General features: G+C 69.2%; 17 protein-coding genes and 1 pseudogene. 7 read left to right on the plus strand and 11 right to left on the minus strand.

Features of this window, described 5'->3' with window-relative positions; all coding sequences use genetic code 11:
• The first annotated feature begins 161 nt into the window (after positions 1-161).
• Complete coding sequence (locus tag ACMCNO_RS26430; protein WP_412752143.1) at positions 162-845, plus strand: HAD family hydrolase; 684 nt, start codon at positions 162-164, stop codon at positions 843-845.
• 156 nt (positions 846-1,001) lie between these two features.
• On the opposite strand, the gene ACMCNO_RS26435 is transcribed toward ACMCNO_RS26430, so the two are convergent.
• From ACMCNO_RS26435 to ACMCNO_RS26455, 5 genes and pseudogenes are all read right to left on the minus strand, one after another.
• Complete coding sequence (locus tag ACMCNO_RS26435) at positions 1,002-1,211, minus strand: hypothetical protein (RefSeq protein ID WP_412752144.1); 210 nt, start codon at positions 1,209-1,211, stop codon at positions 1,002-1,004.
• Between the two features lie 43 nt (positions 1,212-1,254).
• Positions 1,255-1,338, minus strand: a pseudogene (locus ACMCNO_RS26440) (DNA-binding response regulator); the annotation flags it as partial.
• 212 nt (positions 1,339-1,550) lie between these two features.
• A complete protein-coding gene (locus tag ACMCNO_RS26445; protein ID WP_412752145.1) occupies positions 1,551-3,485 on the minus strand; it encodes a hypothetical protein in 1,935 nt (644 codons plus the stop codon).
• A 155-nt stretch (positions 3,486-3,640) separates the two neighbouring features.
• Positions 3,641-4,114, minus strand: coding sequence for an SUKH-4 family immunity protein (locus ACMCNO_RS26450; RefSeq protein WP_412752146.1), 474 nt, complete (start codon positions 4,112-4,114; stop codon positions 3,641-3,643).
• A 10-nt stretch (positions 4,115-4,124) separates the two neighbouring features.
• Complete coding sequence (locus tag ACMCNO_RS26455) at positions 4,125-5,330, minus strand: acyltransferase family protein (RefSeq protein WP_412752147.1); 1,206 nt, start codon at positions 5,328-5,330, stop codon at positions 4,125-4,127.
• 198 nt (positions 5,331-5,528) lie between these two features.
• On the opposite strand from ACMCNO_RS26455, the gene ACMCNO_RS26460 reads away from it, so the two are divergent.
• Entirely contained in the window at positions 5,529-6,089 is a 561-nt protein-coding gene (locus tag ACMCNO_RS26460; protein ID WP_412752148.1) for a hypothetical protein, read from the plus strand.
• A gap of 28 nt (positions 6,090-6,117) precedes the next feature.
• On the opposite strand, the gene ACMCNO_RS26465 is transcribed toward ACMCNO_RS26460, so the two are convergent.
• Complete coding sequence (locus tag ACMCNO_RS26465) at positions 6,118-6,288, minus strand: hypothetical protein (protein ID WP_412752149.1); 171 nt, start codon at positions 6,286-6,288, stop codon at positions 6,118-6,120.
• Between the two features lie 259 nt (positions 6,289-6,547).
• On the opposite strand from ACMCNO_RS26465, the gene ACMCNO_RS26470 reads away from it, so the two are divergent.
• On the plus strand, positions 6,548-8,047 hold the full coding sequence (locus ACMCNO_RS26470; protein ID WP_412752150.1) for a PP2C family protein-serine/threonine phosphatase: 1,500 nt from the start codon (positions 6,548-6,550) through the stop codon (positions 8,045-8,047).
• A 6-nt stretch (positions 8,048-8,053) separates the two neighbouring features.
• On the opposite strand, the gene ACMCNO_RS26475 is transcribed toward ACMCNO_RS26470, so the two are convergent.
• Together ACMCNO_RS26475 and ACMCNO_RS26480 are read right to left on the minus strand one after the other, a co-directional pair.
• The gene (locus tag ACMCNO_RS26475; protein ID WP_412752151.1) at positions 8,054-8,440 is read right to left on the minus strand and encodes an ATP-binding protein; all 387 of its coding nucleotides are present in this window, start codon (positions 8,438-8,440) and stop codon (positions 8,054-8,056) included.
• Positions 8,433-8,762, minus strand: coding sequence for an STAS domain-containing protein (locus tag ACMCNO_RS26480; protein WP_412752152.1), 330 nt, complete (start codon positions 8,760-8,762; stop codon positions 8,433-8,435). Before ACMCNO_RS26480 ends, ACMCNO_RS26475 begins: the two co-directional genes overlap by 8 nt.
• 354 nt (positions 8,763-9,116) lie before the next feature.
• Here ACMCNO_RS26480 and glnII point away from each other — a divergent pair, with 354 nt between their 5' ends.
• Both glnII and ACMCNO_RS26490 read left to right on the plus strand, forming a co-directional pair.
• Positions 9,117-10,148, plus strand: a complete 1,032-nt coding sequence (glnII, locus tag ACMCNO_RS26485) for a glutamine synthetase (RefSeq protein WP_412752153.1) — start codon at positions 9,117-9,119, stop codon at positions 10,146-10,148.
• A gap of 48 nt (positions 10,149-10,196) precedes the next feature.
• The gene (locus ACMCNO_RS26490) at positions 10,197-10,766 is read left to right on the plus strand and encodes a pyridoxamine 5'-phosphate oxidase family protein (RefSeq protein WP_412752154.1); all 570 of its coding nucleotides are present in this window, start codon (positions 10,197-10,199) and stop codon (positions 10,764-10,766) included.
• A 67-nt stretch (positions 10,767-10,833) separates the two neighbouring features.
• On the opposite strand, the gene ACMCNO_RS26495 is transcribed toward ACMCNO_RS26490, so the two are convergent.
• The 3 genes from ACMCNO_RS26495 to ACMCNO_RS26505 form a co-directional block, all read right to left on the minus strand.
• Complete coding sequence (locus ACMCNO_RS26495) at positions 10,834-11,889, minus strand: hypothetical protein (RefSeq protein ID WP_412752155.1); 1,056 nt, start codon at positions 11,887-11,889, stop codon at positions 10,834-10,836.
• 89 nt (positions 11,890-11,978) lie between these two features.
• A complete protein-coding gene (locus tag ACMCNO_RS26500) occupies positions 11,979-12,461 on the minus strand; it encodes a diadenosine tetraphosphate hydrolase (protein ID WP_412752156.1) in 483 nt (160 codons plus the stop codon).
• 79 nt (positions 12,462-12,540) lie between these two features.
• The gene (locus ACMCNO_RS26505) at positions 12,541-14,127 is read right to left on the minus strand and encodes a diguanylate cyclase (protein WP_412752157.1); all 1,587 of its coding nucleotides are present in this window, start codon (positions 14,125-14,127) and stop codon (positions 12,541-12,543) included.
• A gap of 197 nt (positions 14,128-14,324) precedes the next feature.
• Here ACMCNO_RS26505 and ACMCNO_RS26510 point away from each other — a divergent pair, with 197 nt between their 5' ends.
• Positions 14,325-14,552 (plus strand): helix-turn-helix transcriptional regulator, encoded by a 228-nt coding sequence (locus ACMCNO_RS26510; RefSeq protein WP_412752158.1) that lies wholly within the window; start codon positions 14,325-14,327, stop codon positions 14,550-14,552.
• A gap of 199 nt (positions 14,553-14,751) precedes the next feature.
• Positions 14,752-16,785 (plus strand): GGDEF domain-containing protein, encoded by a 2,034-nt coding sequence (locus tag ACMCNO_RS26515; RefSeq protein ID WP_412752159.1) that lies wholly within the window; start codon positions 14,752-14,754, stop codon positions 16,783-16,785.

Genomic DNA, 16,785 nt, shown 5'->3' on the forward strand with positions numbered 1-16,785 from the left:
CAGTCCCCTCCTCGCTCGTCGCGCACACCTGTCGGGTACCCGCCGACCGGTCCCGGCAAGCCTCTGCCCGCCCGGCCCAATTCGATCCGGCGGCCATTCGATCAAACACGGAACAGGCCCCTCAGGTGACTGAGTCGCTGCCCAGCGGGTATTCAGCAGCCATGGCTGACCACGCACGAGCCGGGGTGCTGTTCGACGTCGACGGAACCCTCGTCGACACCACGTACCTGCACACCGTCGCCTGGTGGGAGGCGTTGCGGCTCGAGGACCGTGACGTGCCCATGGCGGAGATCCACCGGGCGATCGGCATGGGCTCCGACAAGATCCTCGACCATCTCCTGGGCGAGGACCACGACACGACCCACGACGACCGGATGACCGCCGCCCATGACACGCTGTACGCCACGTGGTGGGAACGCCTGCGCCCGCTGCCCGGCGCCGCGGATCTGCTGCGGGCCGTGGCGGGGCGCGGACTGAAGGTGGTGCTCGCCTCATCGGCCAAGGACCGTGAGCTGGCGGTGTTGCGCCGGGTCCTGGGCGCCGACGACGTACTGGCGGCCGCGACCAGTTCCGCGGACGCGGACGAGAGCAAGCCCGCCCCGGACATCCTGCAGGCGGCGCTGGAACAGTCCGGCGTGGACCCGGACCGTTGCGTGTTCGTCGGCGACTCGGTGTGGGACGTGCGGGCAGCCGCGAAGCTGGACATCGCCTGCATCGGGCTGGCGTGTGGGGGCACCAGCGCCGCTGAGCTGATCGACGCCGGGGCGGTCGCCACCTACCGGGATCCGGCCGACCTGCATGTGGCGCTGGACGGCAGCGCCATCGCGCGGCTCGACCGCCGTTGAGGCAGCACCCTTGCGCGGCCGCCGCCGGGTCGGCCCTCGGCCCGGATGACGGCCGCCCCAGGCTGACCCGTGACCCGCATCAACCCGGCACAGGGGTGCCCGCCGAACCGGCGGGCACCCCTGTGCCGATGTGAAGAGATGGGCCACGGAAGGGGATCAGTACCAATGTTTGCGGCCAGCGATCGGGCGGCCGACCGAGCCGAGGATCCAGAAGACCGCGCCGACGATCAACAGGATGATGCCGATCGTGTACAGGATCGACACATGCAGGAATATGCCGAGCAAAAGGAGAATAAGACCCAGGATCAGCATGGCTAGCTCCGTTCTCGCCGCGGTGTCTCCGAGCGCGGACGCCAGATACCCCATGTGGCCCAACGTCAATCACGGACGTCCCGCCGGGCGTAGGGTGCTACGTCACCAGGCCGCGCCGGTAGGCGTACACGACGGCTTGGACGCGGTCGCGCAGGTCGAGCTTGGTGAGGATGCGCGCGATACGTACGTCTGTCCCGCACCTACCGGAACTCGGCATCAGGTTCCGTAGCCAACTCGCCGCGCGAATCCGCCCATCGACCTGATCGGTGCTGCGGGTCTCCGAATGGACGAGGAGCTCCCGACAGGACTCTCCGGCGCAGGGTCACCCCGGGGGGTGAGGTGACGGTGGTCCCGCCGCGACCCCTCACACGAGGCGCGGCGGGACCCGCGTGACTACTTCTTGACCACCCAACGCACCCGGCGGGCGCGCCACCGGGCCGCCACGCCGATCAGGATCAGCATGATGCCGGCTGCCGCGACGGTGATGATGGGCGCGCCGGTGATCGGCAGGCCGTCACCCTGGCCGCCACCCCGGCCGCCGCCCGCAGTGCTGCTCGGCGCAGGGGTCGCCTGCTGCACGCCGACGAAATCGGGGATCTCGTCGGAGCCGCCCAGGTATGCCTGCTTCTCGTCCGAGGTCTTGGTGACCTCGGTCAGCGACTTGTCGACCGTGGTCGGCAGGGTCGCGTGCTGCGCTTTGAACGCGTTGTCAGTCAGCTTGGTCGTCTTCACCGGCTTGGTGAAGTCGACGCCGCCCGTGGTCACCTTCACGCCGTTCGGCAGCTCGTACGTGGTGCCGTTGATCTCCTTCAGGTACTGCTTGAAGACGTCGGTCGGGCTCCAGTCGTCCTCCCGTTCCAGTACGCTGACGTCGTTGCTGTCGATGCCGGCCCCGGCCGCCCGGCCATCCGCCGTCATCCGGCCGCGATACCACTCGGCAGCCACCCGGCTGAGGTAGACCCGGCGCAGGTCCTTGAATTCGGGCGCGTCGTTCACGGCCTTGTTCAACTCGGGCAGGAGCAGGTCCCGGTAGACGGCCATGGACGGCTCGGGATTGGCGGGACACTTGAAGCTCGGGTCGCCGGGGATCGTGAAATCGAACGCCTCGGCCTTCACCTCGAGCGGCGCGTCGAGGATGTAGAGGCGGTTCCCCTCTTCGCGGATCGTCGCCGTCTTCGGCACGATCCACTGCCGGATGCAGGCCCCGTCCAAGCCGGTCATCCGGTTCCAGTACTCCCGGCCGACCGCGGTCTTCGGGTCCTGGAATCGGGTCCAGGCCCGCTTCAACTCCAGGTCGGCCTCGAGCAGGGTGCGACCGACCTCGGTCTTGCCGAGGTACTGGTCGATCACCTTGTCCGGCTGACTCGGGTTGAGGTTCACCCAGAACCGCGACGGCTCCACGGCCATCCAGGTGTTCAGCGCCTCGTCGGCGTTGTAGATCTGGTCGGTGCCGTCCTTCGACTCCTGCCCCGGAGTGGTCGCCGTCTCGAACGAGTACGTGTCACCGCGCGATCCGCCGCCGTCCGTGACGTACCGCAGTTGGACCGACGAGAAGTCGATGCCGCCCGGCCGGACCGGCCCCATCTGCTTGCCGGCCGCCCGGCTGACCGCGCTGCCCTTGGCCAGCTCCTCCGGCGTCTTGGGGAGGATGGGACCGGACGTCTTCGTCTCGTTCAGCAGGGTCTGGACCGCGACCTGCTTCGCACCGGTGTTGCGGTTGTTGGTCTGGTCGCGGAGGACTTTCGGGTCCTCGCCCGGACCCGCGTTCCAGCGGTAACTGTATGTGAACTTGTCCCGGACCTTGGCGGACTCCAGGGCGGGGTTGCAGGTCTTCTTGCAGGGCTCGATCTCGGAGTAGCCCTCCTTGATCGCAGAGGCCTTGGCCGGCTGGTACGACACCTTGCCGGTCTGCGGGTCGAACTCGATGCGCGGAGCCTTGCCCTGCATCTGTTCGATCAGCCGGATCTCGGCGTGCTTCGCACCGTCGCTGTAGCCGATGATGTACTTGCCATCCTGCAGCTGGGCGATCGCGTAGTTGCCCCGGACGTTCGTGTACAGCTTGTCCGTGGTCTTCGGCGGCCGGTTGTACCGGAGATCCAGGCGAGCCTGCTGCAGGTACGTGCTGAGTTGGGTGCACCCGTAACCGACCAGGCCTTCCGGCGTGATCGGAGGACATCGGGAATCGATGATCGGCCAGTCCGCGACGACCCGCGACCCGGCGTGGGCGGCGGCCGGCACACCGCCGATCACCGACCAGATCAGAACCAGGACCGCCGCGAGTCGCGTCAGAACCGCGATCCGCGAACGTTCCTTGATGACGTTGCCCATCAGATCCGCTACCCCCTAGGCACCCGCGCAGAAGTGCCCCCGGCGCGCATTGAAGATCGCGCGGAGGCGCCCGGTACGTCGATGTCACCCGGACCCGAGGGATGCTAGATGGTCAATGTCCGGTGGGTAGCCCCGACGGACATGTCGGGAATGGACTAAAGATCCGACTGGTCGGCATAGTTGCCGGTGGCGATGTCCCACGAGAGGCCGTCCCAGTAGTTGTCCGTAATCATCGCTGGCGGATCCCAGTCAGCGATGACCCGTTGCATCTCGTTCTTGGCGTCTTCCCAGCTGTCCGGGTCGCCGCCGACGATCGCGGGGGCAAGACCGGCGACCAGGCGAAGCGAGCGGGCGTACAGTTCGATCGACGAGTTCACGAACGTCCGCGACTGATTGTCATCGATGACCTGTACGGCGCCGGTGCCCGGATCAAGGCAGAATTCGCCGCCCCAGGCGTCAGTTCCGTAGCCGAATCGCAACATGCCATCCCGAAAGATCAAATCCGGGCCGAGCCGAAAAAGGTCGTACTCGTCGAGTCGCAGCGCGTCCGGGAGGTTGGCCGCGGCCAGTCGATCCCGCAACTCCGGCGACAGCGACTCCCACCCATCGAGCTTCTCCAGTGAGGACATGGCGGCCAATCTATCGAGCTCCGGCCCGAAGTGCGGATGAACTCGCCAGGTCAGCCCCCGTGCGGCAATCACCATCTGCGCCGAAGTCACCACCGACCGCCCGGGATCGGCCCGCCTGGCGCGGGGTTCGGGCACTGCCGTCACGTCGGCACAGCAGTCGCCTGTGGAACGGGCGTTCCACCCCGACGTGGAGCAGCCATGCCGCACCCAAGGAGAGGAGGAACGCCAGCATGGCCAGTCCCGCCGCCCGTGCGTCGACGAGGTGCGGGTGGTATCCGATGACCACCTCCAGGACACGGATCACCAGGATGTGCACGAGGTAGAAGGCGAAGGACAACTCCCCTAGCCGCACCATCACCGCATGGCGCCACGGCGTCCAGTGAGTCTGCAGGTCCGACATGGCGGCCGCGACCAGGAGCAGCCCGAATCCCGGCATCGTGCAGGCGGCGACGTTGTACGGCACGGGGACGTGCGCCGACAGCAGGTAACCGCCGACGGTCAACCCAGCCGCCAGATACCAGAACCTGGTGAAATGCTGCGGTTGCGGGAATCGGGCCTGCCGGACCACACACGCGAGGGCGATGCCGCAGACGAACTCGGGCAGGCGGCCGACCGGCGTCCAGTGGAAGAACCACCCCACCGAGTCGGGCTCGAACAGCAACCGTCCCGCGGCGGGACCGATCAGGCAGACCGCCCATGCGCCGAACGCGGTCGCGACCGATCCGCCGATCCTCAGCCGGGAGAGGCCGGCCGCCAAGAGGGGAAAGATCAGATAGAAGAACGCCTCGCAGGACAGCGTCCAGCTGACCGTGTTGAGGCTCTGGTAGTAGGCGACATCGTGCACCCAGGCATGCACGAGGCCGACGTTGGCCGCCAGGGCCGGGCCGGACGGCAGGTCGTCTCGCGCACAGACGAGAAGGAAGACGAGGACGGCCAGCGCCGTCGCCACATGCAACGGATAGACGCGGGCGAACCTGCGCCACCAGAAGCGGCGATACGCGGTCCACGGAGAGGCCCACATCAGCACGAACCCGGAAAGAATGAAGAAGAACGAAACACCGACAGATCCGGAACGGAAGACTGCCGATACAAGGTCCGCTCCGAGACCGGGCGCGAAGTACTCGATAACGCGCAGGTGGTAACCGAATACCAGAAACGCGGCGACCCAGCGCAGGCCGGTAAGCGATGGCAGCGTCGTGCCGGACGTGTGCCGCACGGGGGATCCGGCTGCAGCTCGTGTCGGGGAGGTCATGAGCATTGCCGCACCCTAGGAGGCACCGTCAACACGACCGTTACGGGCTGGCGCGACGTCGAGGAATGCAGTCAGCAACAGGCGGTCAGCAAATGATTTCGGCCGGTCATGCCGGGCTCTTTCCGTAACCGGCGAGTTCCGTCGGACCTGTAGCGTGGTCCCGTGCTTGATCCGTCCACTCGTCCGGCGTTGTCTCTACTGCCGCTCGTGCATTTACTCGACGCGCACAACGTCGCATGGGTGATGACCGGTTCAACAGTGCTTGCACTCTACGGCGCTGATATCGTCCCCGCCGACCTCGACGTGACGCCATCACTGGATTCCGCCAATCTGGCGAGACTCGCCGAGGCGCTACGCGACGCTGACGCGATCCCTGCATTCACAGCGGGCTGGCGTGACGACTTCACCGTCGAGACGTGCCGCGCGTGGAGGCCCGAGCCACCGACCGAGGAACAGTTGGAGTGGCTCTATGTCACCCGACACGGGATGCTCGATGTGCCGATGCGGATGTGCGGCACCTACGACGACCTGTTGCCGACCGCGACTCAGGTCGCCATTGGCGGAGTGATGACGACGGTGTGCGACCCGCGACGGGTGCTGGAGCGCGTGATGCGGTTGACCAGTCCGAAGCATCGCGCCCGCGCCACTCTGTATCAGGCCCTCGGAAGCAGTCTCGGCCAAGCGCCAGCCGCAACGGAGCGTCTATTGAGGGCACCCCGCTGAGCGAGTTCGCCAGCGTTCTCGGCCGCCATCACTGACCCTGGTGGGAGAGCGGCGGCCACGTCACGATCAGGAACGTGGCGATCGGCCCCAGGAGCAGGGAGATGACCCACCAGTTCCACCCACTGCGTCCCTTGCCCTGAGCCAGACCGGCATTGATCAATGTCAGCGTGCCCCAGCCGACCGCGTTCCCAGCCCACATAGCCCCGGATGGTATCCGCCGGCCGAAGTGGGTGGGCGATTTATCCTGATCGTCACCCTGGCTTACGGGGGTCCCGGGGGCTTCGGAGAATCCACAGCGGCGCGGCGCCCCGAAGGTGATGCCGGATCGATTCCGGGTTGGGCGACGGCGGAAACCACCCTCGCGGGCAGCTGTCGGCGTCCAACGGCATTCCGAAGCTGCGACCCGCCCAGGTGAAGCGAGGTGACCGGCAGGGGGGATGGTCCCTTAGGCTGCGAAGGTGACCGACGAGGATGTGGTTCGGGAGCTGCTCGCTGCGATTCCCGCGGGATGCACCTGGCTTCTGCCGATCGCCGGTGACGACGGGACGGTCGCCGACTTCCGGGTCGCCGCGACCAGCGACCAGATCCATGACATCTACGGTCGCGGCACGCAACGCCTCGGCGGCCGGCTCCGCGAGCTGTACCCGTCCATGGTTGGTGGCCCGCTCTGGGTGCTGTACCTGGAGGTGATGCGGACCGGCACGCCCGCGACGATGGACGACTTCCAGTTCGCGCAGTCCCGTCCCGGCGTGGTCGCCGAGTCCCGCTTCCAGGTCAGTGTGCAGCGGGTACTGGGCGGCCTGCTGGTCTGGTGGCAGCGGGTCGACGAGCACCGTCGGCGGCTGGAGAACACCGAGCTGCTGGGCAGTCTCGGCTGGGCGGAGTACGACCTGGCCACGGGCCACTCCGAGTGGTCGCCCGGGATGTACCGGATCTTTGCGCGCGACCCCGCCGACGGCCCGCTGCCCCGCACCGGCCAGGCTGCCGCGATCCTGCCCGAGGACCGTGGCATCGCCGAGGCCGCCTGGCAGACGCTGGACGCCGGGGCCGCCTCCGACGTCACCGTCCGGTTCCGGATCGGCGATACCGTCAAGCACCTGCGGATTCTTTCCGACCTCGCCCGAGACGCCGACGGTCGGCAAGTGAAGATCTACGCCGTGGTGCAGGACGTGACCGCCCGGGTCACCTCCCGCACCGAGATCGAACGGCTCAGCGATCAGGTCCGGGTCCGCGAACTGACCGCGATCGCCGAGCACCGGCTCGCCCGGCAGCTGCAGCAGATGATCCAACCGGTGCCCGCCGGCCCGTTTGAACTCGACGGCCTGGAGGCGATGGTCAGTTACCTGCCGGCGGAGAGTGCCGTGGCGGTGGGTGGCGACTGGTACCACGCGCAGACCCTGCCGGACGGCCGGGTCGTCCTCGCGGTCGGCGACGTGGCCGGGCACGGCCTGGAGGCCGCCAACGGCATGGCCCACCTGCGATTCGCCCTGGTGGCGTGGCTGTCAGTGGGCATCCGGGATCCGGGCCTGCTGCTGCATCACCTGAACCTGCTCTGCGTGCAGCTGGGCATCACCGGCACCGCGGTGATCGGCGTCTACGACCCGGAAACCCGCCTGCTGCCGTGGGCCCGGGCCGGCCACATGGCCCCGATGCTCGGCCGCGACGGGCACAGCGCCGACCTCGAGCAGCCGCCTGGGCTGCTGCTGGGCGCCGAGACCGAGGTCGACTTCCCGGTCGCCTCGATCCGGCTGCAACCCGGCGACCTGATCCTCCTCTACACCGACGGGCTGGTGGAACGCCGCGGAGACATCGCCCGGCGCGCGGCCGAGGTGGGTACTCACCTGGGCGCGGTCTCCACCGAGCCGGGGGTGGATCCGCTGCCCCGGATCCACCGGCTGCTGCACGCGCCGAGCCCGGACGACGACACCTGCACCCTGGCCGTACTCGTCAAGACCTGACGAGGGTCAGAGCGTGAGGCAGAGCCGGACCAGGGTGCCGCCCGGCACCACCTTGGTCTGGACCGAATCGCAGATCCGCTCCACGAGGGCCAGGCCACGCCCGCGGACTGCCTCCGCCGGAGGCATCGCCCGGCCGAACGGCCTCGGGCCACCGCCGTCGACCACGTCACAGAACAAGTGGCCGTTGTCGCTCCAGACGCGAACGTGCCCACCGCCGCCCGAGTGCTGCAGGGTGTTCGTGGTCAGTTCGCTGACGGCGACGGTGAGCAGGTCGATCCGGTCCGCCGGCAGACCCAGCGCCCGGGCCTGCTCCGCGACGAAGATGCGCACCGAGCGCAGGTCGTCGGGTTCGGAGTACGTCATGCCGGCGGAGTCAACGGGCTGATCAGGCATGGCGCTGCTCCTCGGCCGGCGCCCGCAGCAGCATGTCCAACCCGGTCAACTCGAGAACCGCGGCGACCACGCCCCCTGCGTTGACCACAAAAAGCTGACCTTTCCCCCCGCGCGCCGCATGATGGGCCGTGACCAGGGCATGCACGCCGGTGGAGTCGAAGAAACTGACTCCCGCCACGTCAACGAAGACCGGCTTCCCGTGGCCGACCGCGTCCAGCAGTACCGCGGTCAGCTGATCCCGGGCGGTGAGGTCACAATCGCCGCGCAGGGCCACGGTGACCCGGCCCTCCCCAGCGACCGTACTCGCCTCGAAGCTCGCCATGGGCCCGCCGCACCTCATCTCTGCCGGGGAACGCCCCGCCCGCCCATCATGACACCCAGGGGCGCAAACCTACGGGCTGAGCCCCGCTGCCGTGGACGTCCGGGCCTGCGCGATATCGCATGCACCACGAAGGCGTGACGCCCGTACGTGCCTGCCCGTGGATGAAGCCTTCGGACGAGCTGACCGGTCTCACTCAGGCCGACGTGGATTCGCCTCCCGCGGTGATGCCAGACACACCCAGGTAACACCGGGTTAATACATGAGCAACGGCCGGGAAACCGCCCGCCGACAGGCTCCCTGTTGTCACCGCGGCGTCCCCGTGCCGCTGTCTGGAACACCCGAAGGATGTGGATCGTGAGCTTCAAGGCAGAGTACATCTGGATCGACGGCACCGAGCCGACGGCGAAGCTCCGCTCCAAGACGAAGATCCTGGAGGATCACGCCAAGGGCGCCGAACTGCCGATCTGGGGCTTCGACGGATCCTCCACGAACCAGGCCGTCGGGCACTCCTCCGACCGCGTACTCAAGCCGGTCTTCACCTGCCCCGACCCGATCCGCGGCGGCGGCGACGACATCCTCGTACTGTGCGAGGTCCTCAACATCGACATGACGCCGCACGAGTCCAACACCCGCTCAGCCCTGGCCGAGATCGCGGAAAGGTTCGCCGAGCAGGAACCGATCTTCGGTATCGAGCAGGAGTACACCTTCTTCGACGGTGTGCGTCCGCTCGGCTTCCCGGCGGGCGGTTTCCCGGCCCCGCAGGGCGGTTACTACTGCGGCGTCGGCGCCGACGAGATCTTCGGTCGCGACATCGTTGAGGCTCACCTGGACAACTGCCTCAAGGCGGGCCTGGGCATCTCCGGCATCAACGCCGAGGTCATGCCCGGCCAGTGGGAGTTCCAGGTCGGCCCGCTCGCCCCGCTGGAGGTCGCCGACCAGCTCTGGGTGGCCCGCTGGCTGCTCTACCGCACCGCGGAGGACTTCAACATCTCCGCCACCCTCAACCCCAAGCCGGTCAAGGGCGACTGGAACGGCGCCGGTGCCCACACGAACTTCTCCACCAAGGCGATGCGCGAGGGGTACGACGCGATCATCACCGCGTGCGAGGCGCTCGGTGAGGGCTCCAAGCCGCTGGACCACGTCAAGAACTACGGCGCCGGCATCGACGACCGCCTGACGGGCCTGCACGAGACCGCCCCGTGGAACGAGTACAGCTACGGCGTCTCGGACCGCGGCGCGTCGGTCCGCATCCCGTGGCAGGTGGAGAAGGACCGCAAGGGCTACATCGAGGACCGTCGCCCCAATGCCAACGTCGATCCGTACGTCGTGACGCGCCTGCTCGTCGACACCTGCTGCACCGCGCTGGAGAAGGCCGGCCAGGTCTGACCTCCGGCCCGGCTCGAGCGCCTTGCGGACATTGGGCAGGATCGGCCTATGAAGTTGCATGAACGAATCGACGGGCGGTTGCGCGCGTTCATCGAGGCGCAGCCGATGTTCTTCGTTGCCACCGCGCCGAGCGGACCGGGCGGACACGTCAACGTCTCGCCCAAGGGCATGGCCGGCACGTTCGCGGTGCTGGGTGAACACCGGGTCGCGTATCTGGATTACCACGGCAGCGGCGCCGAGACGATCGCCCACCTGAGCGAGAACGGACGGGTCACCCTGATGTTCTGCGCCTTCCAGGGGCCGCCGAACATCGTCCGGCTCCACGGTCGGGGCCGCGCGGTACCGGTGACTGCGCCGGATTACGCCGAGCTGCTGCACCTGTTCCCCTCGCCGCCCGACACGCACGGCGTACGGTCGGTGATCGACGTCGCCGTCGAGCGGATCAGCGACTCCTGCGGCTACGCGGTGCCGCTCATGTCCTACGAGGGTGACCGCGACATTCTGATCCGCGCGCACGAACGGCGCACCGACGCGGACCTCGCGGAATATCGCCGGTTGAAGAACGGCGTCAGCATCGATGGCAGGCCGATCTTCGCCGAGGTCGCGAACGAGGGCTGACACCTCCACGGGCCGGCCAGGCGACTCGATACCGCCGAGAATGGCGGGCGCACCACGCCCGGTTTCCTCAGAGACCCCGACGGGTCCGCATCAGCGCGTGCAGGACGGAGCGCATGGGCGTTCGCTGCGAGGAGGACAGGTTTTCCCGGGCCGCGATGGCGGCCTCCTTCGCGGCGAGCGCCTCGGCGTGCTCACCCTGGGCGGCGTGCAACTCGGCCTTCTCCTGATACACCCGGACCAGAACCTGCTTCAGGCCACGCTCGGTGCACTGCAGGTGCGCGGCGTCCAGGCTCGCCATGGCCCGGCCGGTCGCGCCCAGCCCACGCTGAGCCCGGGCCAGAGTCAACAGGAACTCGGCCATCTCCTCGGCGTCGTTGGCCCCTGCCCCCTTGTAACGCGCGATGCAGACCTGCATGGTCTGCTCAGCCTCGGCGTACTCGCCGTTGGTGATCTGGATCGCCCCGATCGTTTCCAGCTCATCCGCGTCCAGAGAGAAGCCGCGCGCTGCGGCGTGGCTCTGCATCCGCCGCGCGACCTCCCCGGCCCGCGGATAGTCACCGGTCTCGTACTCGGCGTAGGCCCAGTTGTTCAGCACGACGGTGAGCCGTTCCCACTCGCGGCGCTCGCGGGCCAGTTCCTCGGCCTGGTGGTAATGCGGCCGCGCCGCCTCGATCTCGCCGTTCTCGGCCAGCGCATCGGCGAGCCTGACACGATGCCAGATCTGCATATGCGCGGTGGCCGTCTCATCGAGCAGATCGACCGCGCTCTGCGCATGACCGAGGAACTTGCCGCTGTTGCCGGACAGCCTCTCAATATTCGCCCGCACCAGGTGGGCACGCGCTTGCAGGCGGCGGTCACCGCGCTTACGGGCCCAAGCCTGGAGGCCCCTGATCTGCCGGGCCGCCCCCGGGAGGTCACCGGTGCGCCTGAGCATGTCGATCAAGCACAGCTGGGCACGCATGAGCAGGACCTCGTCGCCCAGAGCTTCCGCCCGCCGTTCGAGCTGCACCGCGGCGGCGTGCCCCGCGGTTGCGTCCACGATGACCCGGTCCTCCAGCGCGAGCAGGGCAGCCGACAGCTGCTCGGCGTCAGCCGCGCCGCCGTTCGCCCCGAGACCGTTCACCGCAGCATCATCGGCCGTGAACCCGGCATGATGAGAATCCGCGCGACGAGCGGCACGCCGGAACCGCGATCTTGGCCTAGCGCCCGCCCTCAGGTGCCCTGGGTACGGAGGGCAGCGAGTTCGGCGGCCAGGTCTGACCGTAGGTCGTCGTGCTGTGGTCCGAGCGCTGTTGCATCCTGCTGCCACTGCTGCGGCGGGTAGAGCCAGACGGGATGCTGCCGGACATGATCGGGCTCCCACTCGTAGCGTGGCCATATGTGGGCATGCAGGAAGGCGTCGTGATTGCCGAGGATCTCGTAGTTGATCCTGCGGAAGGCGGGGTCGCGCCGGGAACAGACGCGTTCGACGGCGTGGCCGAGGAGGTCCATGTCGTCGAGGAAGGCGAGCCGTTTCGCCCGAGGCAGATCCGTGAGGCGGTCTGCTGCGGGCTCATCCGTGAGCAGGACGCAGTAGCCGGGGAGAAACTGAACGTCGCCGATCACGGCGAAGCCTGCGGTGAGACGGCGAAGGACCGTCGGGTTGTCGCCCCGCACGGCCGCGCCTACCCGATCGTCACGCCAGTCGTTGCCCATCGCGGCATCGTACGAGTGGCGATCCACCGGAGCCGCGTGCTCTGCCCCCGTGCCGGCGCGAATCCTGCCCTGCCGCGGCTCAGGGCATGTCGCGGTCGCGATAGGCGCGGGGCCGCCGTTCCGGTGGCAATCCCGCGACGACCCGGTTGCGCCCTTCGTGTTTCGCGGCATAGAGATTGCGGTCGGCCGTGGACAGGGCACCGGACGCACTGGGCGGCGAGGTCTCCGCGGCTGCGGCGACGCCCACGCTGACGGTGACGGTCCGGCCGCCGGTAACGCCCTGCCAGTCGTGCTCGCTGACCGCCTGCCGGATGCCGTCGAGCCACGCGGCCGCGACAGCGACCGGAGTGGCGGGCAGCACGAGCAGGAACTCCTCACCACCGAGGCGGGCGACGAACCCGTCCGGGGCGACCATCGCCAGACCGTTCTCCAGCAGCTTCGCCACCTGGACGAGCACCTGGTCGCCGGTGTCGTGGGAAAGCTCGTCGTTGATCCTCTTGAAGTGGTCGATGTCGGTGATCGCCACGGCCGTTCCCGGGTCGGTGGCGATCAGCGCAGGCAGCACCTCGTCGACGTAGCGGCGGTTGTGCAGGCCGGTCAGGGGGTCGCGCCGGGCCTCCTCGCGGAACCGCTCGGCCGCCGTACGGGCCTCGGCGGTCTCGAACTCGCCGTGCCGTGCCAGCACCTGAGCCTCCCGTGACGGCGAGCGCAGTCCGTCGCTGGCGGTCCTGAACGCCTGCTGCGCCGCGTACGCCGCGGCGAAATCACCGCGCGCGGCATGGAGTTCGGCCTGCTCCTCGTGCACCCGCACCAGAAGTCCCTGCTGATCACTCTGGGCACACAGCGCCCGGCAGGCGTCCAGGCTGGCCTGGGCCCGGTCAGGGGCACCGAGACCGCGCTGGACCCGGGCCAGGCTGAGCAGGTAGTAGGCCAGGTCGCTGGCCTCGTCGACATCCCCGGCCCGGTGCCGGGCGATGCAGGTCTGCAGGGTTCGCTCGGCCTCGGCGTACTCGCCGTTGGCCGCCTGGATGTCGCCGATCGTGTGCAGGAGCGGGGGTGCGAGTTCGATGCCGTGCGTTGCGGCGTGGTCCACCATCCGGTGGGCGACCTGCCCCGCTCGCGCGAAGTCGCCGATCTTGTATTCCGCGTAGGCCCAGTTGTTCAGCAGAAGCACCAGCCGAGTCCATTCGTACGCCCCCCGGGCGAGATTCTCTGCCTGTTGGTAACGCAGCCGGGCCGCATCCATGTCGCCGGTGAAGGCCAGCGCGTCGGCCAGCGTGACGCGGTGGCTGATCTGCAGGACCGCCGGGGCGGTGTCGTCCAGCAGCTCGACCCCGCTCAGGGAGTGCTCCAGGAACTCGGCCGCGTCACCGGAGATCCACCGGAGGGTGGCGAAGACGATGTGGGTACGGGCCTGTAGCAGGCGGTCGCCGCGCCCGGCGGCCCACTCCATGATTTCGCTGAGCTGCCGGTCGACCCCCGCGACATCGCCGAACCGCACGCGCATCGCGGCCTGCCAGAAGCGGGCACGCATGAGCAGATGCTCATCGCCCAAGGCCGCGGCCCGTTCTTCGTACTCGACCGCGGCGGCGTGCGCGGCCTCGGCTTCCAGGCTCCGGTCCACCTCGAGCGCGTGCAGGGCGGCCGACAGTTCCTCAGCGCTCATCGCGGTTTCGTCCACCGGTCCACCCCCCGCCGTCCGTTCCCATCGTGCCCGGACGCCCTCGGCGTTGGGTCGCAATCCGGCCGGATTCGTGAGGCAAGGGCCCGGGCCTCGAGTGCACGGTCCGGCAGGCCGCCGTCCATCATGGAACGTTGGTCGTCCCCTTCACCCATGCCTAGTCGACCGCTATAGTCACACGCATGGTTTACACGGGACCACCCCTCATGGGTGCGCACGAGATCCGCGTCCGGCTCGGTGGAATCAGCCGGCAGCGGACGTACCAGATCACGAGCCGCCGAGACTTTCCCTCCCCCGCGGTCAAGCTGGCCATGGGCAAGGTGTGGCTCGCCGAGGACGTCGAGCAGTGGATCAGAACATGCCGACCAGCGCAGTCCGGCCACGACACGATCCGCCCCGCATACCGGTAAGAACGGACCATCGCCGGATAAACCTCGCGTACAGGGTGCAAGCGGCCTCCCGGTCAGGTCCGCCTTACCTCAGATCCACCCCCGCACGGCCGATGTTTCCGGCACCTCGACTGGAAAGGTCTGCTCTATGTCGCCCTCGGTGTGGAGGGGTACTGCCTCCCCTCGCCAGGGCAGGATCAGGGCGAGCGCCCTGCGTACCATGCTGTCGCCCGCGGCGGCGATGGTCTACGTCCTGGGCACGCCGGGCGGGCCGCATCGCCGCGCCATGCTGGCGGTCGCCGTCGGGATGGCCGTGATGGGCCTGCTGGCGTGGGCGACCGCCCCGGCGGTGTCGCGTTCGCGGCTGCGGGTGCCGATCCAGCTGGCCGGTGCGGTCGTGACCCTGCTCGGCGCGTCCGGGCTCGCCCTGCTCGACGGCGGCGTGACCAGCCCGCTCGGCGCGCTGGAGTTGTTCTCCCTGGTCTTCTTCGCGGTCGTGCTGCCAACCCGGCTGTTCGCCCCGATGGCCCTGCTCTGCATCGCGGCCTACGCGACGGTGGCGCTGGCCGGCGGCGCCGCGCCGACGGGCTTCGCGTGGGTGTTCACCTTCACCTATGCCGGGGTGGCCTACCTTGCCATGCGGCACACGTCGGCACTGGCCTCACTGCGCCGCCGGCTGGGCGAGGTGTCCCGGATCGACGCGCTGACCGGTTGCCTCAACCGCCGTGGCTTCGACGAGCGCCTCGACGCGGAGTTCGCGGCCGCGGCCCGCCGCGGGGGGCCGGTCACCTTGATCCTGGCCGACCTCGACCGGTTCAAGGAGGTCAACGACAGCCGCGGCCACCGGGCCGGTGACGAACTGCTGGCGTGGACCGGCCGGACCTTGGCGCGCGGCATCCGGGGAATCGACACGGTCGGCCGGATCGGTGGCGACGAGTTCGCCGCGGTGCTCGTCGACGCGGACGCCGACGACGCCCGCTCCGTGGTCGACCGGCTGCGGGCCGAGCTCGACCCCGTGTCGCCCACCAGCATCGGCTACGCGTCGTATCCCGCGGACGCGGACAGCCTGGCGGCGCTACGGCAGCTCGCCGACGAGCGCGCCTACGCCGACAAGCTCGCCCGCCAGCCGGGCCCGCCGTCCGGTGAGTCCGCGGACCGGGCGCGGGTCCAGGTCGAAGCGCGCACGACCCCGGCGGTCTCCGGGCGGGAGCGGCGCCGCCGCTCGGTCGCGGACGGCGGCTGGCTGGGGGTTTCGGTCTGTGCGGTCGGGCTCGGCTATGTCGTCCTGTTCGCGCAGGGGCAGCCGCACCGCCTCGGGATGGGCATGCTGCTGGCGGCCGGCTGGCTGCTCGCGGCGATGGTCGTCGCGGGCGCCGAAAGGCTCAGCCGCTCGGCCGCCCTGCGCCTGTGGATGGCGGGCTACGGCCTGGTCGAGTTCGTGCTCTCCACCAGCATCGTCGCGCTCAACGGCGGGGCGACCAGCACGCTGGCCGTCGGGCTGCTGGCGCCGATGCCACTGATCGCGCTGAGTACCCCGCCGCGGGTCGGCGTGCCGCTGCTGGGCTTGATCTCCAGCTGCTACCTGGCCGTTGCGGTCTTCGTCGGCGCGGCCAGCCCCTGGCACGTCGCGGTGCAGCTCGGCGGCACCATCGCCGTGACGATCGCGTGCGGGTCGCAGGGCGCCGAGGCCGGGCGGCAACGCCGCCGGTTGACCGAGTTGTCACGCATCGACGCGCTGACCGGCATCCTGAATCGGCACGGTTTCGAGCAGCGGTTCGCCGCCGCGCTGGGGTGCACGCAGTCCGACCTCTCGCTGCTGATCCTGGACCTGGACCGCTTCAAACAGGTCAACGACCGGCAGGGCCACGCGGCGGGCGACGCGCTGCTCACCTGGGTCGCAGGCACCCTGCGGGCCACCGTGGAGCCGTCCGACGTGGTGGGCAGGCTCGGTGGTGACGAATTCGTCGTCCTGCTCAGCTCCGCCGACGCGGCCGAGGCGGCGGCCACCGCCGAGCGGCTGGGGGCAGCACTGGCCGCGCGCACCGCCGCCAGCATCGGTACGGCCACCCTGGGCGTGCACGGCAGCGACTTCGACGCCCTGTACGCCCACGCCGACGCCGAGCTGTACGCCCGCAAGAGCCGCCGCCGCCCCGCCACCCCGGCACCGGCACAGAACCGGCGGCGCCCCACCCTCGGCTACGGACATGCCGAGCGCCGGGAAGCCCCGGCGCCCGACGGGTTGCGTCCGGCGTAG

The organism is Krasilnikovia sp. M28-CT-15, assembly GCF_047159595.1.
In the GTDB taxonomy this organism is placed as follows: Bacteria; Actinomycetota; Actinomycetes; order Mycobacteriales; family Micromonosporaceae; genus Actinoplanes.